This window comes from Prosthecobacter sp. (genome assembly GCF_034366625.1).
GTDB lineage: Bacteria > Verrucomicrobiota > Verrucomicrobiia > Verrucomicrobiales > Verrucomicrobiaceae > Prosthecobacter.
On sequence record NZ_JAXMIH010000011.1, the window covers coordinates 129,207 to 151,057 of the forward strand.

A 21,851-nucleotide genomic window follows, 5' to 3' on the forward strand; every position below is an offset into this window, starting at 1 on the left:
ACGCGGTCAAAGCAGGTGAGGCAATTGATCAAGTAGGATCTGCCACTCTAGGCCATTGACGAGAATATCCTTCAAGTCATCGCAAACCCCACCCAACCCAGGAAACAATCTGGAATGGTTGATTCCCAAGATCGCCAACTCCCTCCGGATCCGTTCTTTTTGAGATTTGGGAACTGTAACTTTGCGGACATTGTTGACTATCAGTGGCTCGTTGGGAGCTGGGCAAACGATAAAGCAACCCGACTGCCCAATAACACGCTCGCTTGTGTGTGGTGGGTCATACACGAACGGATCCCTCGCACTAAAGACGTCACTGGCACCTTCATCGCGAGATTCGATTTGCGTTGTCGCAATCACTTCGCCATCGCCATCGTGACCCGGGTCGGATGCAAAAAAGAGGGCGATTAGCGGATTTGTCGTAAAATCCAAAAGACGTGTTGGGCAGCCAAAATGCTGCATTAAGCACAGCCATTCTAGGTCGTGGTCGTGTTGGGGCACCACTTTCAAAAACGGGATACTCCTCAGCTTGAAGTGACGTAGTGAATCTTTCTCCTTCGAGCTCACTGTCGGCCAATCTTCGCTGTAGTGTCTACCAATCGACGGTTTCAGATCCCATTTAAGGTTTGCATGGCCACGAAAAATGGCATTTTGCTTTGCGTCAAATTGCTTCAACAGGTCAGGGACAATGTTCATTTCATTGAAATTGCGAGTCTCAAAATCCGGGGACTCTGAATGGGGTTTATAATGGGTTTCGACAAAAAGACGCTGAATTAGTCAGTTCTTGCGTAAAACGATTCTTTGCATAAGCATTTAACATGATCATCACACCTACCCACGCCGGCCTACAACAGTTGGTGGCGGACTCGGGTCCATTTTTTGATCAAATCAGGAACTACGGTGACTCGACGACTCGAGAGCGGATTTTGAGCGCGCTTTATTTGCTTGCAGATATAAAATCATCAACACTTCGCTCGGCAATTGGTGATAGGGGATTTACCGCGCTGACCATGTCCTTTGGGCCGGACGATAGAATTTTTATAGGAGTGAAAATGCAGGATGCTTTTGTTCCTCTGTTGGTAGCACTTCATGAATTAATTCTCCACGAGTTGTTGAGAATGCGTGGCCCTGATGCGAAGCCAGATCCGGAATTTGCGAATGTTTTGGCTCATGCTTTTTTGGGCAACCATACACCGGTCTACATGGGTGAGAAAAAAGCATTCTTCGGTGGCACGAAACCTGATATTCGGCGCATGTCTCTGCCTTTAGTTGCGGGCATCGAAGAAGTTTTGTGGCGTTAAGCGTGGAAACGACGTCGAGTTGCTCAAACAGGCAATCAACGTGTCAGTGGATTCGAGCGGAAGGCCTTTTTTAACTCACTCGCTGTTCACTCTTGGGCCAGGACCCGGATTGGCTGAAATACTCGACTAGTTCATCTGTATTGTTTGGCTATTATGGCGGCGCTTCCTTATCCCTGATACACACATGTCCGCCTTCCTCGATCCCGCCGCGCTCATGCGCATCAAGTCGCTCGAACTGCGAGCCAAGGTCGTCGTCGAGGGACTCTGGAAAGGCATGCATCGCAGCCCGTATCACGGCTTCTCTGTCGAGTTCAGTGAGTACCGCGCCTACGTCCAAGGCGACGATCCGCGCTACATCGACTGGAAGGTGCTGGCGCGGAGTGATCGGACTTACATCAAGAAATTCGAGGACGAGACGAACCTGCGCTGCCAGCTCGTGATCGATCACAGCAAGTCGATGAAATACGGCTCGCAGAGCTTCACGAAGGCCGATTACGCGGCCACGCTGGCAGCAACGCTCGCATCCTTCCTCATGAAGCAGGGCGATGCGGCTGGATTGACCACCTTTGCGGATGGCATCGAGGAGCATCTGCCGCCGCGCAATCGTCCCGGCCATCTGCGCCGCATCATCACCGAGTTGGAGCGCCCGGCAAAGGCCGTCGGCACTTCACTCGATCTCTCCGTCGGCCAGTTGGCCGACCTGCTGCGCAAACGCGGCATGATCTGCCTCATCACCGATCTCCTCGCGCCCATCGAGCACTTGGAGAAACAGCTCGCCCTCCTCGGAGCGATGGGCCACGACCTCGTGATCTTCCACCTCATGGACCGCGCCGAGATCGACTTCACCTTCGAAAAATCCGCCCACTTCCGCGATGCTGAGACTGGCACCGAGCGCTTCATCGACCCGCAAATCGCCCGCGAGACTTACCTCAAGCGTCTTCAAACCCATCGCGACACGATTCAAGCCGCCACCGACCGCCACAACGTCGAATACCACTTCTGCCCCACTGATCAGCCCTTGGAAGAAGTGCTCTTCGACTTCCTCAGCGCCCGTCAGCGCAAGAAGGCCTCCAAATCTTCCGCCCCACGCGCTGCCGCATGAAATCCTCCTCTTCCTCCTACTCTTACTCCTCCTCCCTTTTTGAGCGTCCATCAGCCCTCGCTTTCAGGGAGGAGGAGTAGGAGGAAGAGGAGGAGAAGGATTCGAACCGACATCACCCCATGAACTGGCTCTTTCCACTCTACCTCGCCGGTGCCGCCGCGATCATCGCGCCGATTCTGCTGCATCTGCGTCGTCGTCCGCCGCAGGATCGCGTGGAGTTCAGCTCGCTGCTCTTCCTTGATGCGCAGACGCCCGTGCCCGTCAGCAAGCGCCGCCTCGAAAACTGGCTGCTGCTTCTGCTGCGTTGCCTCGCGCTCATCCTGCTCGCACTCATGTTCTCGCGGCCCTTCGTTCAAAGCGAATCCACCGCAGCCGCATCGCCCAACAGCGCCACGCTCATCCTCCTCGATCGCAGCGCCTCGATGCGTCGCGCTGACTTGTGGAAGCAAGCCATAGCCGAAGCCGAAAAGCAGCTCAAAGCCGCCAAACTCACCGACCGCATCGCGCTCGCCGTCTTTGATCGCGAACTCACACCGCTGTGGAGCTTCGAGGAAGATCGCAACACACCCGCGAATCGCCTCACGGCCATCCAAACACGTCTCGCGTCCCTCACGCCCACTTGGAACGCCACACAGCTCGACCGCGCTCTCATCGCCGCCGTGCCGAGCTTCGATTCAAGCACGACTTCGCTCAAAAAACGCATCCATCTCATCTCCGATCTTCAAGAAGGCACCAAGCTCGACGCCCTCCGCACCATCGCCTGGCCCGCCGAACTCACGCTAAGCATTCACCGCCTCGATCCCGCCACCAACGACAACCTCAGCATCGTCCTTGCCGCCCGCGAGCAAGACGGGAGCGCGGACACTCTTGTCCGCCTCCGCTTGAGCAACACCCGCGACTCCGCCCTCCGCGATTTCACCCTCGTCTGGCAGGGCGCGCCCAAAACCGACGCCATCACCGCGCAGATCCCGCCCGGAGCCTCGCGCATCCTCACCGCGCCGCCGAATTCCACCAACGCCACCACGCTCACCCTCACCGGCGACACCCACGACTTCGACAACCGTATCTTCATCGCCCCGCCGCAGCCGCGTACCGTGCGCATCCACTTCCTCGGCAAAGACGCCACCCGCAACGAAGCCGTCGCGCCGCTCTACTACCTCGCTCGCGCCCTCCAGCCCACTGCCACGCTCGCGCCGGTGCTCACCGCCGACGAAAAACTCCCCGCTCAACCCGCCGACATCCTTTTCATCGTCGGCAGCGCTCCCGCAGACGGCCTGCGCGACTACATCGAGCGCGGCGGGTTTCTCGTCACCGTGCCTTCGGACGCCACCTTGCTCAAAACGCTCACCGGCCTCGACCTCACTGTCACCGCCGACACCAGCGACGAGTATCGCATGCTCGCTGAAGTCAAAACCGAGCACCCATTGCTGAAACCCTTCGTCGATCCCAAACTCCGCGACTTCACCAAACTCCGCTTCTGGAAGCATCGCCATATCGAGATCAAAACGGCCAATCCATCGCTCGAAACACTCGCCACCTTCGACAACAGCCATCCCGCCATCCTCAGCGCCCGCATCGGCAAAGGCACGCTCATCGTCCTCGCCTCCGGCTGGCATCCTGGCGACAGCCAGTTCGCCCTCAGCACGAAATTCGTTCCGCTCCTCTACGGCTGGCTCGCTGCCGCCGGCTTCAGTCACGATCCCGCCGCCACGTTGCTCGTCGGCGATTCCTTGCCGCTCGATGCCACGCAGGCTCACACGATCACCGATCCCGAAAACAAGACGCACAGCGTCAAACCCGGCGAAACCTTCACCACGAGCCAGATCGGTCTCCACAAGGTCCAAAGCGCCACGCGCACCCAAACCATCGCCGTCAATCTCCCGCCCGACGAAAGCCGCGTCCTGCCTCTGGAACCGCAAAAGCTCGCCGAATACGGCATCAAGCTCTCCAGCACCTCCGACACCGCCGCCGCCAGCGAAACTACCGATCAACGCCTCACCGCCACCGACACCGAACAACGCCAAAATCTCTGGTGGTGGTTCCTGGTCACTCTTTTGGCCGTCCTTTTGCTCGAAACAGCCATTGCTGGCCGCGCAAAGTGGTCCGCACAGTCCCCTGTGCGGCGCTCCGCCACGTCAGAAAGCACCGCATGATCCCAAAACCACTTTCTATGCGCGCATCTTCTTTGGAGTTCTTCTAAACAGCCATCGACACGCCGCACACAGGACTGTGCGGACCACTCTATGTCCACCACCTTTCAGTTCTTCAATCCTGCTGCGAAGGTCACCATCACCCACGGCCATCTTCCCCACTGGGATCAAGCCAACGCCACCTATTTCATCACCTGGCGCACCGCCGACTCCATCCCCCGCGAAATCTGGCTGCGTTGGCGCGAGGAACGCGATGCATGGCTGCTCGCCCACGACATCAATCCCGTCGCCAAGGACTGGCGCTTCGACTTCGAAATGCTCGACGAAGCAGCCCGCGACGACTTTCGTCAGTTCGCCCGTGCTCTGGAAAAGGAACTCGACGCCACCCGCTACACCTTGGGCGACTACGCCATCATGCCGAATCATGTGCATCTGCTCGTGGGTGGCCTTCCTCGTCAGGCCATGCTCAAGCAGGTCGAATCCTGGAAGAAATGGACCGCCATCCAAATTAATGAGGCACTGAACCGCAGCGGTCGTTTCTGGCAGGACGAAAGTTTCGACCATCTTGTCCGCAACGAAGCGTCTTTTGGCAAGTTTCGGGCTTACATCGCCAAAAACCCCGTCACCGCCCGCCTCAAACCCCACGAGTTCATCCTATGGCAGCGCACATCCTCATAGTGGTCCGCACAGTCCTCTGTGCGGCGCTCCGCAAACACTCAGGACTCCGAATTCTCCAAGAGCCGTCCTCGTGCGGAACTACACTGCGTGAGGTCCACCAGGAGCCTGCCGCACCCGCACAGAGGACTGTGCGGACCACTTTGCTGTCGCCTCGTTCGCACGAATCCTGCTGCTGCCACCGTTAATCCCACCACCATGATCGCACGCACCATCCTCGACGCCCGCATTGCTGAAGTTCGCGAGGCTCTGCGTCGCGCGCGACTCCTCCGCCATCTCGCCGTTGTCTTCGCGCTCGGCATTCTCGTGCGCGGAGCCTTTCTGCTGGCCACGCTGAATGGTCACACCATCCCGAAGCGCCTTGATCGCTGGTCCATGCTCGGCCTCATCGCGCTCGCGCTCGTTGCCTGGCTCAAAGGACGACGCAACATCTGTAGCGACCGCGAAATCGCCCGCGTCATCGAGCAAAAGCATCCTTCGCTCGACTCGCTGCTCCTCACCGCCATCGAGCATGAGCCGGACGCTGACGAACCCGCCGGTTTCCTCCACGAGCGCCTCATCGACCATGCCCTTGCCCGTGCCGCGACGCAGAACTGGCCCATCACCGTCGCCAACAAGCCCTACACCCGCGCCCTCGCTGCCGCGTGGATTGCTGTCGTCGCGTTCCTCGCCACTGACATCGCACTGCGTCTCAGCACGCCAGACACGAAGTCAAAAATCGCGAGTCAGAAAAACGAAGCCGCGCCCAAGGCCACCGAGTTCAAAGCCATCCTCACACCCGGCGACGCCGAGGTCGAGCGCAACTCCCGTCTCATCATCGAAGCCCGCTTCGAAGGCCCCGTGCCCGCCGATGCCATGCTCATTGTCAGCGGGGCCGATGGCAAAATTCGCGACCGTTTGCCCATGCGCCTCACCGTGGATGAGCAGGTCTTCGGCGGCCTCATCGCCAAAGTGGAGCGCGACACGAAATACCACGTCGAGTTCGCCAATCAGAAATCACAGCAGCACACCCTCACCGTCTTCGACTATCCCGCGCTCGTTCGCAGCGACGTGATCGTCACGCCGCCCGAATACACGAAGCTTCCTGCCAAAGAGACCAAGAACACGCAGAAAGTCACCGCGCTCGAAGGCTCGAAGATCGCTTGGAAGATCAAGGTCAACAAACCACTCACCAAGGCCGATCCCTTCTCCCCGCATCTCACCGCCGCCGAGCTATTTGGCGAGGATAAGACCGTCATCGAGTTCAAACCCAGCGCCACCGATCCCACACTGCTCGAAGCCACGATGCCAGCCGAGAAGACTCAGAAATACCGTCTCCATCTCGTGGACGAGGCCGAGCGTGCGAACAAAAACCCGCCGTGGTTCACCGTCACTGTCCAATCCAATCAGCTTGCGAAGATCGAAGTCGTCTTCCCGAAGCGCGATCTGCAAGTCTCCAGCATTCAGGAGCTTCCAGTCGAAGCCAAAATCTCGGATGACCTCGGTGTCACGAAATCCGGCGCGGTTTTCAGCATCAACGGCAACAGCAAAGAAATCCTCTTCAAGCATGCCGTCACCGCGCCGCAGAAGAAGCAGGACGTGCGTGCCGATCTCACGCTCGAAAAAGAAAACGCGCAGCCGCGCCAACTCGTCAGCTACTACCTCTGGGCCGAGGACACCGGTCCCAAAGGCGAGGTGCGTCGCAGCATGAGCGACATGTTCTTCGCCGACGTGCGCCACTTTGAGGACATCTTTCGCGAGATGGAAGCCCCGCCGAGCGAACCCGGCAAACCCAAGCCCAAAAGCGACAAGCTCGTCGATCTCGTGAAGCAGATCGTCAACGCCACCTGGAAGATCATCCGCGACACCAACGCGGGCCGCGTCATCGAAGCCGCCACGCCTGACATCGACGTCGTGCATGAGTCCGTCGGCATCGCGCTTGAGCAGGTCAAAGAAGGCATGGAAGAGGCCGAGGACGCCGAGATCAAACAAGCCCTCACCGAAGCCTGGAAAGCCCTCAAGGATGCCCAGCCGCCGCTTCAACAAGCCTCCGCCGAGAAAAAACGCTCGCCACTCAATCAAGCGCTCACCTTTGAGCAGACCGCGCTCGAATGGCTGCATCGCGCGCAAAGCCGCGAGCATCAGGTCATGCGCCAAAACAGCCCGCCACAGCCCGGCGAAGCGCAGCAGGCGAACAAGAACCAGATCATGGATCTTGAGCTGAAGCAGCAGGACCAGCGTTACGAAGAAGAGAAAGCCGCCACTGAGGAGCAAACCGCCGAGCAGCAGGAGAACCTGCAAGTTTTGAACCGCCTCAAAGAACTCGCTCGCCGTCAGGAAGCGCTGGCCGAGAAAATGAAGGAGCTGCAAAACCAGCTCGCCAAGGCCAAGACCGAGGAAGAGAAACAAGAGCTCGAAAACCAGCTCAAACGCCTCCAGGCCGAGCAGGAACAGCTCCTCAGCGATCTCGACGACCTCAAAGAGCGCATGGACAAACCTGAGAACGCGCAAAATATGGCAGAGGCCAAGGAGCAGCTCGAAAAGACCCGCGAGCAGGTCAACGAAGCTGCCGAAAAGCTCAAGGAAGAACAACTCAGCGACGCCGCCAACTCCGCCACGCGTGCGCAGCGCGAATTGGAGAAGATGCAGGAGGATTTCCGTCAGAAGACGAGCAAGAAATTCGCCGACGAGATGAAGCAGCTCCGCCAGCAGGCCCAGCAAGCCGCCGAGGCGCAGAAGAAGATCAGCGAAGCCCTCGAAAACCAAAAGCCCGCCGAAAGCGACATCGCCCAGAGCCTGCAAAATCAGGCGCAGGCCCGTCAGGTCACCGAACAGCAGGAGAACGTCGAAAAGCTCCTCAACAACATGCGCCAGCTCAGCGAGCAGTCCGAGCAGAGCGAGCCCTTGCTGCACAAGAACCTCTACGACGCCGTGCGCAAAGCCCAGACCAGTGGCCTGGAAGAGAACCTCCAAGAAACCCGCGACCAACTCCGCTACGGCAGCGCCGCTGAAGCCAAGGACGCCGAACGCAAAGCAGCCAACGCGGTCGAGGAATTGCAAAAGGGAGTCGAGAAGGCTGCTGAGAGCGTGCTAGGCAGCGAGAGCGAGGCGTTGCGTGTCGCGAAGAACGAACTCGATAAACTGATCAAGGAAGCGCAGGAACAGGAGGGCGGGCAGAAAGGTCAAGAGGGTCAAGAAGGTGCCCAGCAAGCCTCTGCGAAGTCCGACAAGTCCGAACCCAAAGGCCAAAAGTCCGGCGAAAAAGGCGAAGGCGAAGCCCAAGACGCCCAGACTGCTGAAAAAGGCCAACAACCCGGCCAGAAAGGCGAAGAGGGAAAAGAACCCGGCAAGGGCCAGGGCGAAGCACAAGATCCCAAGATGGCCGAGAATGGCCAAAAGCCCGGTGAAGGCCAAGAAGATCAAAAACCCGGTGAACAAGGCCAAGGCAAAGGACAGCCGCAAGATCCCAAGACCGCGCAAAACGGTCAAAAACCCGGCGAAGGTAAAGAAGGTCAGCAACCGGGTGAAAAAGGCCAGGGCGAAGCCAAGGACGGCCAAAAGCCTGGTGAAAAAGGCCAGGGCCAAGGCGAAGGCCAAGATCCCAAGATGGCCGAAGGCAGCCAGCAGCCCGGTGAAGGCAAGCAGGGCCAAAAACCCGGCGAACAAGGCAAGGGCGAGGGCCAACAGGCCGACGCCAACTCACCCAACGGTCAAAAGCCTGGTGAAGGTGAAGGCAAACAACCCAGCGAAGGGCAAGGCAAAGGTCAGCAAGCAGGGCAGGGACGTGGTGAGGGACAGCAACAAACGGCCGATGCTAGCAATCAAAATCAGAGCGGACGAGGGCGTCCGCGCTCCGATAACAAGGGCGACAACAACCAGATCGCTGGCGGCCCCACCAGTGACCGCGATTCCGACAACGACCGCTCTCGACCGCAGATCAACGGCGGTGCTCTTTCCGAATCTCTCTTCTTCGACGATTCCAAAGAGCAGCCCGACACCAATGTCTTCACCGGCGACGGCTACGACCGCTGGAGCGACCGCCTGCGCAATGTGGAGGAGCTTCTCAACAACCCCGAACTCCGCAACGAAGCCGCCAAGGTGCTCGACCGTGCGCGTGAGTTGCGCATCAACCTCAAGCGCAGCAACGAAGCCCCGCAGGTCGCGGTTTTGAACACGCGCATCACGCAACCACTCATCGAACTGCGTGATCGCGTCGTTGAAGAACTCTCGAAGAAGGACGCCGGTAAAAATCTCGCACCCGTGGATCGCGATCCGGTGCCTGCTGAGTTCCGCGACCTCGTGAAGCGCTACTACAAAGAGCTGGGCGCTGGGAAGTAGCCATCATGCTCCGCGTGATGAGCACGGCGGATTCATCCGCGAGAACGATCACGACTTTCGGCGGCAAGGATGTCTGCGGGAGCGCAAGGCTCGTCTCATGGAGTGAGACGGCTGCTTTGGTGGACGCTGGAAAGTAAGGAAGTCCGAGATTCTTTGTCGGAATGCAGGCTCGACGCCCCCGCGTTGGTCATCATACTCCGCGCCGATGTCGTTGACGGTTCTGACACTGCGCACTCAAGATGGCGAGCACCGGATTTCCTGTCCGCTGCTCTCGTCGCTCGCTCTTGGCAGCGCGCCGGAGTGTGAGATCGCGCTCGATGGCGTGGGCATCCTGCCGAAGCACTGTGTGCTGTATCGGACGGGAGAAAAAACCTTTCAGATCATTGCCACGGCGGCGGTGGCGCATTTCACGGTGAATGGCGTGACGGCAGGAGAGCTGGAGGTGGATGTGCCATTCAAGTTCGGCATCGCTGATGAGGTCATTGATGTCGATCTCGTCTCCGAAGAGGATGAAAAGCCGTCGCAGGACGCGGAGGTGATGGAAGCTGCCACCGGAGGCGAAACGAATGATTCTGCCGCTGGTGCTCGCGCCACTCGTCGTGATTACCTGCTGCAACCGACTTCCTTGAAACCGCGCGGGGGAGGACGGGTGGCGGAGGTGATTGTGCAAACGCCACCTGAGCCTGCGGCGGTCCCGGAGCCCAAGCAAAAACTGGAAGCGCCCGCTGCGGCAGAACCCAAGCAGGACGAGGAAGAGTCATCGCCACTGCTGCTGACGGGCCTGCTGGTCTGCGGCGTGATGATCGCGGCGATCATCTACTGGCAGCAGCATCTGGATCAGGTCTCGTCATCGCCAGTCGTCGAGGTGAAGCCGGTGGTGCCAGTGACCACAGTGCCTTCCAATCTCTCGCCGGAGGCGACGATTCGCGCTTGCGAGGATCTGCTGCGTGCGGGTGCGCCGATGCTGGCCGCGCATTTGTTGATGCCGCTTGCTGAGGAAGGGCATGTGTGGGCGATGCATCAGCTTGCTCTCGCGTTGCGAGCTTCCGGTGAGTTTGGCGAGGAAGTGGTGTTTCTGCTGCAACAGGCCGTGGAAGGCGGCAGTCGTGAGGCTTTGCGTGACTTTGTGGGCGTGATCGATGATGCGGACAATCCGGCGCGCTATGCCGAAAGCGCCTTCAAGCAGCTTCAACTGGCGGCGAAACTCGGGGAGGCATCGGCCTGGATGCCGTTGGGCGAACGGCATGAGCACGGCAACGGCACGGTGCCGGACATCAAGCTGGCGCTGGTCGCTTATGAAAAGGCGAAGACGCTCGGCGACTCGCGTGCCGAGGCCAAGCTCTCCGCCAAACAGGCGGCGATGGATCGTGCGGTGGCCTTCATCCGCTCATGGAACGAAGTCTCCGTGGCGACGCTGCTGGATCACGTGGCCGCGGGGCAGGGGAAGTTCTTCATGCTCGATCATGCGCCGATGGATGCGCTGTTGCGGCTGGAGGAGCAGATGCGTGTGCGCTGGCCGCTGCGGCGCATCAGCGTGGCCGCCGGAGCGAAGGCGGAGGTGGAGAACTTTGACCGCATCCAGGTTTCCCAGCCGTTCCAGTTCGAGGTGCAGCGTGGAGAGCGCATTGCGCGCGGCAAAGGCGTGCTCGCCTGCTCGGTGCAGCGTGATGAGGCCGGCAAGTGGCGCATCACGGATGCAGATGACACGATTGAACTGACCGAGCTGCTGCCTGCGAAGGAGCAGTTTGTCAGCGCCTCATCGTTGCGTGAGCTGAGGCCGGCCTTCACGCGTGAGGAGCAGCTAGAGGAAGCGCGGCTGGAGATCGTGCGTGAGATGCGTGGCATCGAGGAGACGCAGGACTTCAAGGCGGCGCTCACCGCGCTGATGAACGCGGTGTATGAGTTTCCGCAGGAGACGTTCTGGCGGCCGTTTGCAGACACGCTGTGCGATCACATGGCCCGGCAGTTGTTCGCCGATGGCAAATGGCTTGATGTGGCATGGGCGGAGCCGGTGCATCAGCTCGCGGAGCGCGGCAGTGTGTCCGCCATGCTGCTGGAGGGGCATCTGCTCGCGGCTGGTTATGGCTTCACACGCGACGAAAAACGCAGCACGGCACTGTATCAGCAGGCCTTCGAGACCGGCAAGCGGCGCGATGCGCGGTTCTATTATGCCGAGGCGCTGTTTCAGGGGCGTGGCGTGCCGCAGGACATTCCGAAGGCCGGTGCGTTGGTGCTGTCGTTCATGAGCCGCTCCAAGCATCCGCTGGAGGCCTATCTCGCCGCCCATCTGCTCTGGCGGAAGGCGGAGATCGATCCCTCGCTCTGGCAGCAGGTCTATGACACGCTGTCACGCGTGGCGGACAAGCATCCGCCCGCGAAGAATCTCGCCGGCATGGTGCTGTTGAATCACGGCCAGACGACGAAGGAGCGCAAAACCGGTTTCGCCGCCATCAAGGCCGCCGCTGAGGCAGGTGTGGTCGAGGCGATGAAGACGCTCGCGAGCTGTTATCAGGACGGCATCGGCTGCGAGAAGGATTTTCTCATTGCGACGACCTGGAAGCAAAAGGCCGCCGTGACGCCGCCGCTGAGGAAGAGGCATTACACGGAGTTTGAGGAGTGAGCCGTTTTGTAGTTCCGGCTTTAGCCGGTGCATTGAGTCGGACCGGCTAAAGCCGGAACTACGGAGCAGCGATGGGTTGGTTCCTACTCACCCACACGCAACACGTCACAGGTGATGAAGATGGCCTGGAGGATGTCCTCCTTCTCGAACTCGGGTTTGCCGGTGGGTTTGTAGAGGGAGAGGAGGCGAACGGTGCCGTCGGGCATGGTGATACCGGTGTTGACCTTGGCGGCATGGTAATCGGTGAGCGGGAATTCAAGTTTCCGGCCCTGCGTGTCGAGAATGTGCTCGCGATGCTCGAAGGGCGCGGCGGTGTGGAACTCGGGGGCGATGGTGAGTTCGATTGTTTGTCCGTCCGCACCGATTATGGCTTCGAGTTCGACCCTGTAGCCGACGTTGCGGGTCTCGGTGATGATTTCGGGAGAGCCTTCCTTGCTGATGCGCACGTCAGCGAGCGCGGTGTGTTCTGCGCCTTGTTGCGTGATGGCGCGGACGCCGGATTTGGTCTCGATGCGGTTCGTGCCGAGGGATTGCGCGTCGCCTTTCTTCACGGCAGCGAGGAGTTCGTCGAGCTCGGCACGGTGGTTGCTTTTGCCGGCGGATTGAGCCGTGAGGCGGCGTAGCAACGGGCCTGGGGCCTGGAGGACGTGGGTGGTGAAGATGATAGTCGGGGAAGGCTTCACCAAGATGTCATCAACGAACGTTGCCACCAAGGCGAGATTCTCGTTGGTGTTTCTAACGATCATTGTGTTCGTTGATGGCTTGTAGTCCGCACTGGCCCCATCAGGAAATTCAACCCCCTGTGCCTCAAGCACGCTTCTGGCCGTGATCCTTGGTGCCCCAAGTCCGGAAGAGAGGAAATCTGGTGGAACCCGGAATCGTTTGATGTTCCAAGCCTTGGGATCGACCACAGGCATGGTTTTTCCCGCAGAGTTGTGGGTAACAGGGGGCTTTGGAATGTGCGGCACCACAGCACAGTGCAAGAACGTGGCCCAGAGTTTGCCTTCGGTATCACGGCCTGTCGGGTGATGGAGGGAGATGAGTTTGGTGCTGCCTTTGGTGATGCTGAGGCCGTTGGTGGTTTTGAGGACATGGAAGTCGGTGGCGGTCATGGCGAAACGCTGGCCGGAGGCGGGATCGCGAAAGTGAGCGCCGCGTGTCTCGGGAGGGGCGGGATGGAGTTCGTGGCTGAAATTGAGCTCCACGGTGCGGCCGTCCGCGCTGATGACGGGCTCGACCTCGAAGATGGAGCCGACTTTGCGCGTCTCGAAGGTGATCTCGGGCTGGTTTTGGGCGTTGAGGTCGAAACTGGAGATGAAGACATGCTCGCGCACGGATTCGTGTGAGGCGCGGAGGCCGGATTTGGTTTCGATGAAGAGGGAGTTGATGTAACGGGCCTCTCCGCGTGCGATGGCGGCTTCCGCTGCGGTGAACATGGCGGTGTCGTCAGCGCCTGTGGCGGTGGATTGCCGGGAAAGGTCACGCAGGAGTGTTTCGGGTGCCTCGATGGAGTGCAGGGTGAAAGCGATGGTTTTCGGTGCGACGGATTCGGCGTGGGAGATCAGAGCGCCAATGGCCTCGACCATGGCGGAGGTGTTGGTGACATGGAGATGGTCGCCTTTTTGTTCCAGCGAGGCTCCGGGAGGGAAGGGGACGCCTTGTTGTTTCTCTAGCCACTCACGCAAAGGCTGCGAGGTCGTTTCCATGAGGGATTCGAGCAATCCGGGCGGTGCGTGCAAGGTGATCGAAACCATGCCCTGTGGTGCGGGCATCTGCGGTGGTTCTGTTTTTGGCAATGGTAGAACACGTCGGATGGTGCTGGTGAGGAAGGCGGCCCAGAGGACATCAGCCTTTTCATCGGCGAGGCCGACGGGTTTGGTGACGCCGATGAGCTTCGTGGCTCCGCTGGTGCTGACGAGCGAGGTGATGAACTCGGCCCCGGCAGTCACGGAGAAGGGAAACTCGGCATCGCGTCCGGTGAGCGGCTCGGTGACGGTTAGCTGACGCAGGTGCGGTGTGACGGGATGAAACTTGATGACAATGCTATTTTCGATGGTGATGCCGTCGGTTCTCAGCGTGGGCTCGACTTCGAGCGTGAGGCCGAGCGGACGCATGTCCCAGGAGGCGGTGGCGCGGCTTTTCGAGTCGAGATTGAGGTCGGTGGCGTGAACGTGCTCGCGCACGGCGGTGGTGGTGCTGTGGGTGCCGGACTTGGTTTCGAGGAAGGCATCCGCGACGACGCGGACGTTGGAGCCTGGATTTTTCGCGTAGTCGAGCAGGGTGGTGAGCTCTTTTCGGGCGTCGGCGGTGTGTGATGCGGCCGCGTTGGCTGTGCGAATGAGTTCTCCCGGACCTTCGAGGATGATGAGTTGATGGGCGAGGGTGGCGGGAAAGAAAGCCGGATTCGGGTCAACGAATGCCTCGACTAAATCGAGATTGGGCTGTGTGTTGGTGACAATGAGTAGGCCGGTGGCGGGATTGAAGGCGGCGCTGGAACCTTCGGGAAAGGTGATGCCTTGAGCTTCGAGGACTTGTTTGGCCGATTGACGCGGAATTTTGCCGTCGGCAGGGGTGGGCTGGCCAGCGGCGAAAGGATCAGCGGGAGAATCCGGATCGGGCTTGCCGATGGATAGGAAATCGGGCGGGACGATGAAGCTGCGGGTGACAATCTTTGGCTTCTCCGCATGCAGCGCTGCGGTGAAGACAAGGAGGAGCGCCGAGAGGCGGCAGAGGCCGTTCATGGTGCGAGACTACGGGATGCGGTGGAGTCGGGTCAAGGCTGCGCCGTCAAGATTCGTCAAGGGAGGTCAAGCGGCTGGCTTGGGAGGCTTGACGAATCCTTGACCACTTGACGACGGCAGCGTTCTTGACCTGACCAGTTGCACAGCAACTGGGCTACTTTTCAGAGGGTCTGATGAATGCGCCCCAGCGCCATCAAGATGTAGCTGGTGGTGAGGACGGGGTCGCTTTCCATCCAGCGGCCTTCGGAGTTGGCCCAGGAGCCGTCGCCTTTTTGGAGGTTGAGGAGCTTTTGGGTGATGTCGGCGCGCCAGTCGATGAGCTTGCCGTCTTTGGTCTTGATGAAGTCGATCTGGGCGATGCTGAGGGCCTTGCTGAGGGTGTGGTAGTAGTAGTAGAGGCCCTGGGCGCCGAGACCGGGGTTTTCGTCGGCGCTGTAGTTGGCGCTGATCCATTCGATGACGGCTTTGACGCGGGGGTCGCTTTTATCGAGGCCGGCGTAGATGAAGCTGAGGAGGCCGGCGTAGCTGATGCTGCCGTAGCTGCGGAGGGAGATGGTGCCGTCAGGGTTTTCGACCTTGGCACCGCGGGTTTCGGTGGGGTTGTAGATGAAGCCGCCGGCGTCTTTGGGGTCTTTGCTGACCCAGCTTGATTTGTTGCTCTCGGGGCGGTTCTGGCAGCGCTGGATGAAGTCGATGGCGGCACCGAAGTTGAGCTGGGGTTCGCCTTTGGCGGCGTCGCCTTTATCAGCGAGGAGGGACTGGGCGTAATAGAGGGCTTCGAGGGCGAAGGTGGTGTTGGAGAGATCGGCGTGGGTGGCTTTTTCCTCGCCGTAGCCGATGCCGCCGTCGGTGGGGTTGTCCTGCTTGCCTTTTTCGTCGAGGTCGAGCTGGCGGGTGACGAGGTAGCGGCGGGCCTTGAGCATGACCTCCTCGTTTTCGGGCTTGTTGTTCAACAGAAGCGCGGTGAGGGCGATGGCGGTGTTGTAGGTGGCGCGGGCCTTGATGGAGATGGAGCCGTCGGGCTTGGCGTTGCTGATGAGGTAGCGGGTGGCTTTTTCGACCTCGGCAGGGACGGGATCGCCGGGCTTGCGGTTGGGGTCGAGCATGAACGCGGTCATGGCCAGACCGGTGATGGCAACGGGTTCGGCTTCGCCCCACTGGCCGGTTTGCTGGTTTTGTTTGGCGCGGAGGAAGTTGAGGCCGCGCTCGACGCCGAGACGGAGTTCCTGCTTGAGGGACTCATGGCGCGGAGCCTGCGTGGCGGCCTGGGGGAAGGCCGAGGCGGTCGCGAGGATGAGGAGGAAGGCTGGAAGTTTCATGATGGGATAACTGGAGGCCAGAAGAGGGCGTCGTCAACGGTCAAGGAGTCAAGGGGGTCAAGAGGGGACGATTCTTGACCATGCCTTGACTTGCTTGACCACTTCTTGACCGGCGCTATTTCGCCGGTGTGATGATGAGCGTCACCTTGGTTTCCTCCGCCGGGATATTCGCTGGCATGCTGATCCAGAGGTCGTCGCGGTGGTTGCCTTTGGCGGGGGAGTTGATGATGGCGGTGCGGTCCACGTAGGTGGAGATGATGGAGCCGGTGATTTCGGCGACGAAGCCTTCCGCGTCGATGCGGGAACCGTTGAAGATCCAAGTATCAAGATCGGGCGGGGTTTTGCGCTCGTCGATGTTCTGGATGAAGTCGGAGAGGGGGACGTTGTGGGTTTTGTCGCCGTCTTTCCACTCGCAGCGGATGTGGAGGCGGTTGGCTCCAGGAGTGGCGGGTTCGGTGTCCTTGTCCTGGTAGGGACGCTCTTCCATGGGATCGAGCTTTTCGAGGATGCCCTTGGTGGCGGGCTGGTAGTTGGCGAGGAGGAGGGCGAGTTGCACCTGAATCGGCTTTACCATGGTCTGGAGAATGGTCTCGTGGACTTTCTCACCGGTTTCATGCACAAGGGCATATTCGATGGGCAGCTTCTGATGCAGAATGCTGCACGGGATGCGCAATTCGCGTGTGGCGGCGGTGATCTGAATGCCGTTGAGGTCGTACACACCGGGCGCGGTTTCTTTGAGCAACTTTTTGGCTTCTTCGAGCTGTGCTTTGGCGTCCACCTTGGGCACGGCGGCTTCTTGAGCGGCCAGGCATGGGAGGAAGGCGAGGAAGGCGAAGACAGGGAGGCGCATGCGGGAAGGGTTTGGGTGAAAACGCCGGAGCGACAAGGTTCCTTGGGGGACAAGGGGAGCCGGGTGTTTTTACAGCTTGGGCAGCTTGTAGGTGCCGACACGGAGGGATTGCTCGACATTTTTCGGCACGACAGCCACGGGCTGGACTTCGTAAGCGGGCTGCGGCTTGAAGGTTTTGTCGCTGCGCAGTTTGACGATGATTTGCAGGGCAAGATCGACGAGGGCAGGCTGGACGATGGTGGCGTCGATCTCACCCTGGCGGACGAGTTCCAGACCCTTCTTCTGGCCGGAGATGCCGTCGGTGCCGACGATGAAGATGTTTTCACGCTGGCCGGCGGTTTCGGCGGCTTTTGCCGCGCCGATGGCCATGGCATCGTTGTGCGCGTAGATGGCGTCGAAGTTTTTCTGAAGACGGAAGGCTTCCGTCGTGCGCTGGGTGGCGCTTTCAGTGCTCCAGTCTGCCGGGGCGTCATGCACAAGGATGACACCGGGCTGGGCATGCAATCCTTCGCTGAAGCCCTCGGCGATTTCATTGGTGAGGTGGCCGCCCTCCATGCCGCGCAACTGAATGACGCGGCCGGTGACTTCGGTGCGACCCTCCTCGTCCGCCTTGCGTTTGAGGGCTTCGAGGATGGTTTGCGCCGCTAGGCGTCCGACGAGGCGCTGGTCACTGTACACGATGCTGGCGCAGCCTTCTTTGAGCATGCGTTTGTCGAGGCCGATGACGGCGATGCCCGCGGTCTGGGCTTCGACAATCAAGGCGGCGAGCGCAGGAGGATCGATGGGACTGACAATGATGGCGGCAGGCTTGGCGGCGATGGCCTGGCGGAATTGCTCGATCTGCTGCGCTCCGTTGCCAGCGGCGTCGTGCGTGGTGAGCTTGTAGCCCGCCTGCCTGCCGACGAGCATGGCGAGGCCGTTGCGCTGGAACTCCTGCATGGCGATGCGGACATCGGGCAGCAGGAGAATGATTTCAGCACGCTCGTCTTTGGCGGCTAGGCCTGAGGCTTCAAGGAGGCCAGCGGGTGGAGAGGTGCTGCCAGGTGAACTTGCCGTGGTCTTCTGCGCCTTCTCGAACTCACTCACCACTTTTTCAACATCCGCTTCCCCGGAGGGACCGCAGGCGGCCAGGATGAAGGTGCAAAGAATTGGGACTGCGATTCGGGTGAGGAAGAACATGGTATGAAGTCAATCTAGCCCAGAACGCAGAGCCTGCACAAGTCTGTGATGCTCACGAAAAACACATTCAGGCTTTGCTTGCACAATGGTGGGATTGCCACAGACTCCGCGCCTGTTTCCCCCGTTCAAAACCCTCGCAATGAGCCACAAAAAGAAGACCGCTGTCGTCACAGGAGCCGCTGGATTTCTCGGCTCTCACCTCACCGACCGCTTGTTGAAGGAGGGTTACAAGGTGATCGGCATCGACAATCTTCTGACGGGCAACGTACACAACATCGAGCACCTGGCGGGCAAGGGGAATTACAAGTTCATCCACCATGATGTGACCGAGTTCATTTATCTGCCCGGCGATGTGCATCTGGTGTTCCATTTTGCCTCGCCGGCGAGTCCGATTGATTATCTGAAGCTGCCGATTGAGACGCTAAAAGTGGGATCCATCGGCACTCATCACGCGCTGGGTCTGGCGAAAGCCAAGGGGGCCACCTTTCTGCTGGCATCGACGTCCGAAACGTATGGCGACCCGTTGGAGCATCCGCAGAAGGAAACCTACTGGGGTAATGTGAATCCCATCGGCCTGCGCGGAGTGTATGATGAGGCGAAGCGTTTCGCCGAGGCGCTGGTGATGGCCTACCATCGCACGCATGACATGGACACGAAGATCGTGCGTATCTTCAACACCTATGGCCCGCGTATGCGTCTGGAGGACGGTCGTGTGGTGCCTGCTTTCATCGGCCAGGCGCTTGCAGGCGAGCCGTTGACGGTGTTTGGCCAAGGCCAGCAGACGCGGAGTTTCTGCTTCGTGTCCGATTTGATCGACGGCATCTATCGTCTGTCCCAGAGCGACTATCATGAGCCGGTGAACATCGGCAATCCTGCGGAAATGACGGTTCTGGACTTCGCCAAGGCAATCCTGCGCATCACAGGCAGCCAATCTGAGATCGCTTATCGCGAGCTTCCGGCGGACGATCCCAAGGTGCGGCAGCCCGACATCACGCTGGCGAAGCGTTTGCTGGGATGGGAGCCGCAGGTGCCGTTTGAAGAGGGAATTTCCCGCACAGTGGAGTATTTTCGCGACTTTCTGAGAATCCCTGCTTGATGCGTGACGTGTTTTGCTGATAAAACACTAAAATAACAAGAACAACCAGCCGCATCATGAAACTCTTCGCCTTGAGTATTGCCCCCCTCTTCATCGCATCCGCGCTTTATGCCCAGGCTCCTGCGGTCCAGGAGACGCTCCCAGCAGTCAAGGTGGACATCAAGCGCGTGACGGTCACTGAACAGCCGACGCCGCAGTTTACCGCGTCCAATGTGAAAGAAAAGCGCTGGCGTCCCAAGAACTGGATTGAGGTGGATGTGGAGTTTGACATCAAGGTTCCTGTAGATGCCGGAGGCAGAAATGGATCTTATTCCGCCATGCAGTTGAATGTTTACCTGGCCCTCCAGCACATGACCAAAGACGGCAAGCGCGAAGTCATCACAGGCACGCTTGATCTGTTAAACATTCCGGCCGGGGAAACCTGCCATGCGCTGGCCTACGTCTCTCCCGCCACGATGAGATCGATTTTTCTCAAAGACAACGTGACCGCTTCCACTGACATTCAGGGCTGGGGTGTTGAATTCATCGCCGAAGGTAAGCGCATTGCCGGGGATTCCAGCGTGGGCAAGTCTCCCTGGTGGGAGAAGACAGAGAACTTTGCGATGCTCCAAGGATCGCTCCTCAACAAACTGCAAACTCCCTTCGCTCCACTCTGGGGAGATTATGATGTGCCCGTCAAAGCAAAATAAAAAGCAGGCATGATGCCCTCTCTCTCCCGATCTCCTGATCAGCGAACATAACAATTTCCAGCATGGCAGACCCAAATAGCATTGCAGTCATCAATCTCGGCTCCCAGCGTGTCGGAGGAGCGGTCTTCGGCAGGACACCGGGAGGAGATCTCATTCTGAAGCGGTATGAGTTTGTGGAGATGGACGGCGATCCCTCCGTGGATGTCAGCCGCCTGCCGCAGCTCAAAGTGGCGCTCAGCGAACTCGTCGCCAAACTGAAGATCAGGGGGCATAAGACTTGGTGCACTGTGCCTGGACACCCGGTGTTTAGCCGTTTCGTCAAACTGCCTCCCGTGCATGGGGACAAGCTGGCGCAGATTGTCGAGTTTGAAGCGCGTCAAAATGTGCCGTGGCAGCTGGATGAGGTGTCGTGGGACTATGAGGTCGTTACCAAATCAGACTTGGGTGAAGTTGAAGTGGTGCTGGCAGCCATGAAGTGCGAGCCGCTGAATGAGATGCATCAGGAGGTTGTCTCCTGCGGGATCAAGGTGGTGGGGGTCGATGTCGGTCCGCTGGCGCTCTACAATGCCTTCCGCTATAGCTATCCTGATGTGGACGAGCCTGCCTTGGTCGTTGATTTGGGAGCGCGCTCAACCAACTTGGTGTTTGTCGACGGGGAGCGATTCTTCACCCGTAACCTGCTTGTTGGCGGTGCTGCGGTCACCAATGCGATTGCGAAGGAGTTTAATATTTCCTTCGCCGAGGCGGAGCGGCAGAAGTGCTCCCAGGGTTTCGTTGCCCTTGGCGGAGCGGTGGAAGACCACCCTGATGAAGGTGTGAACGCCATGTCCAAGGTGATGCGTAATTCGATGACGCGATTGCACGCTGAAATCATGCGCACGATCACCTTCTACCGCAGCCAGCAGGGCGGCAGTGCTCCGAAGCGGGTCTTTCTTGCGGGCGGTGGTTCGGCGGCGGGCTACATCGCCGAGTTTTTCGCGGAAAAATTGAAGCTGCCTGTGGAGCTCTTTAACGGCCTGCGTGGTGTGCAGCCGGATCGCGGTGTGAATGGCGAAGCCGCCAAGGTTGATGCCCCGGCGCTCGGGGAATTGGTCGGGCTGGCGCTCCGTGGCATGGGGGCCTGTCCATGTGAGATTGAGTTGATTCCTGACGCCTTGGCCGCCGCGCGTGATGCCGCGCGGCGTGCGCCGGCCCTGATCCTCGCAGGTCTTTGTATTTTGGGTGCGTTGGGAGCCTCCATTTTCTGGTTCAAGAGTGCCAGCGAGGCAATCCAGGAACGTGCAGCCGCCATGCAGGCCGACGGCTCGCGTCTGAGCAAGCTGGCCAATGACATCCGCCAGTTGGAGGTCAGGCAGGAAGAGCTGCGTGTGCGCAGCTCGCAACTCGAACAGGCGGTCATCGACCGCTCTTGGTGGGCGCGGCTGCTCAATGACCTCAATCAGCAGTTCGACAATGATCTGATCTGGCTGACAGTCATCGAACTGATCAAGGATGACAAGCCTGTTACCGCACCCCTGTGGGGTGGGAATAGCGATGACAAATCCAAGTCTGAAGCCACAAAGCCGGGGATGCCAGCAGCTCCGGTCTATAAACTGCGTCTTCAGGGTTTGTATCGTCGAAACACCGAGGGCGAACAAAAAGTGGTCTATGATTTTGCAGCCAAACTGGCCAAAATGGAGGCTTTCGTCATGAAAGATTTTGAAACCAAGCGTGACGAATACGTGAAGGTTGACAGTGGCGTCGAGGAAGACCGCTACGCCTATCATTTCGAGATTAAAATGCCGCTGAGCAAGCCTCTGCAATTCAAATAAAGAC

The 21,851-nt window shown here is 59.4% G+C and carries 14 protein-coding genes; 9 read left to right on the plus strand and 5 right to left on the minus strand.

Features of this window, described 5'->3' with window-relative positions; genetic code table 11:
- Positions 1 to 6 precede the first annotated feature (6 nt).
- Positions 7 to 693, minus strand: a complete 687-nt coding sequence (locus U1A53_RS14315; RefSeq protein ID WP_322281949.1) for an FRG domain-containing protein — start codon at positions 691 to 693, stop codon at positions 7 to 9.
- 122 nt (positions 694 to 815) lie between these two features.
- Between U1A53_RS14315 and U1A53_RS14320 the strand changes: the two genes are divergently transcribed.
- The 6 genes from U1A53_RS14320 (at position 816) to U1A53_RS14345 (ending at position 12,162) form a co-directional block, all read left to right on the plus strand.
- Positions 816 to 1,298 (plus strand): hypothetical protein, encoded by a 483-nt coding sequence (locus tag U1A53_RS14320; RefSeq protein WP_322281951.1) that lies wholly within the window; start codon positions 816 to 818, stop codon positions 1,296 to 1,298.
- A 184-nt stretch (positions 1,299 to 1,482) separates the two neighbouring features.
- Positions 1,483 to 2,400, plus strand: a complete 918-nt coding sequence (locus tag U1A53_RS14325; protein WP_322281953.1) for a DUF58 domain-containing protein — start codon at positions 1,483 to 1,485, stop codon at positions 2,398 to 2,400.
- A gap of 119 nt (positions 2,401 to 2,519) precedes the next feature.
- Complete coding sequence (locus U1A53_RS14330) at positions 2,520 to 4,553, plus strand: vWA domain-containing protein (protein ID WP_322281955.1); 2,034 nt, start codon at positions 2,520 to 2,522, stop codon at positions 4,551 to 4,553.
- Between the two features lie 90 nt (positions 4,554 to 4,643).
- Positions 4,644 to 5,228, plus strand: a complete 585-nt coding sequence (locus U1A53_RS14335) for a transposase (RefSeq protein ID WP_322281957.1) — start codon at positions 4,644 to 4,646, stop codon at positions 5,226 to 5,228.
- 195 nt (positions 5,229 to 5,423) lie between these two features.
- Positions 5,424 to 9,542: a hypothetical protein gene (locus U1A53_RS14340; RefSeq protein ID WP_322281959.1), complete on the plus strand. Its 4,119-nt coding sequence runs from the start codon at positions 5,424 to 5,426 to the stop codon at positions 9,540 to 9,542.
- Positions 9,543 to 9,747: 205 nt separating this feature from the next.
- The gene (locus U1A53_RS14345) at positions 9,748 to 12,162 is read left to right on the plus strand and encodes a hypothetical protein (protein ID WP_322281960.1); all 2,415 of its coding nucleotides are present in this window, start codon (positions 9,748 to 9,750) and stop codon (positions 12,160 to 12,162) included.
- 83 nt (positions 12,163 to 12,245) lie between these two features.
- Here the strand turns inward: U1A53_RS14345 and U1A53_RS14350 are convergent, their stop codons facing one another.
- From U1A53_RS14350 to U1A53_RS14365, 4 genes are all read right to left on the minus strand, one after another.
- A complete protein-coding gene (locus U1A53_RS14350) occupies positions 12,246 to 14,903 on the minus strand; it encodes a hypothetical protein (protein WP_322281962.1) in 2,658 nt (885 codons plus the stop codon).
- Positions 14,904 to 15,064: 161 nt separating this feature from the next.
- The gene (locus U1A53_RS14355; RefSeq protein WP_322281963.1) at positions 15,065 to 16,222 is read right to left on the minus strand and encodes a prenyltransferase/squalene oxidase repeat-containing protein; all 1,158 of its coding nucleotides are present in this window, start codon (positions 16,220 to 16,222) and stop codon (positions 15,065 to 15,067) included.
- A gap of 115 nt (positions 16,223 to 16,337) precedes the next feature.
- A complete protein-coding gene (locus U1A53_RS14360; protein WP_322281964.1) occupies positions 16,338 to 17,072 on the minus strand; it encodes a YdjY domain-containing protein in 735 nt (244 codons plus the stop codon).
- 69 nt (positions 17,073 to 17,141) lie between these two features.
- A complete protein-coding gene (locus U1A53_RS14365) occupies positions 17,142 to 18,251 on the minus strand; it encodes a substrate-binding domain-containing protein (protein WP_322281965.1) in 1,110 nt (369 codons plus the stop codon).
- Between the two features lie 139 nt (positions 18,252 to 18,390).
- Between U1A53_RS14365 and U1A53_RS14370 the strand changes: the two genes are divergently transcribed.
- From U1A53_RS14370 to U1A53_RS14380, 3 genes are all read left to right on the plus strand, one after another.
- Positions 18,391 to 19,347, plus strand: coding sequence for a UDP-glucuronic acid decarboxylase family protein (locus tag U1A53_RS14370; protein ID WP_322281967.1), 957 nt, complete (start codon positions 18,391 to 18,393; stop codon positions 19,345 to 19,347).
- A gap of 56 nt (positions 19,348 to 19,403) precedes the next feature.
- A complete protein-coding gene (locus tag U1A53_RS14375; RefSeq protein WP_322281969.1) occupies positions 19,404 to 20,036 on the plus strand; it encodes an Amuc_1102 family pilus-like protein in 633 nt (210 codons plus the stop codon).
- A gap of 62 nt (positions 20,037 to 20,098) precedes the next feature.
- On the plus strand, positions 20,099 to 21,847 hold the full coding sequence (locus U1A53_RS14380) for an Amuc_1101 family PilM-like pilus complex protein (RefSeq protein ID WP_345786489.1): 1,749 nt from the start codon (positions 20,099 to 20,101) through the stop codon (positions 21,845 to 21,847).
- Positions 21,848 to 21,851: the final 4 nt, after the last annotated feature.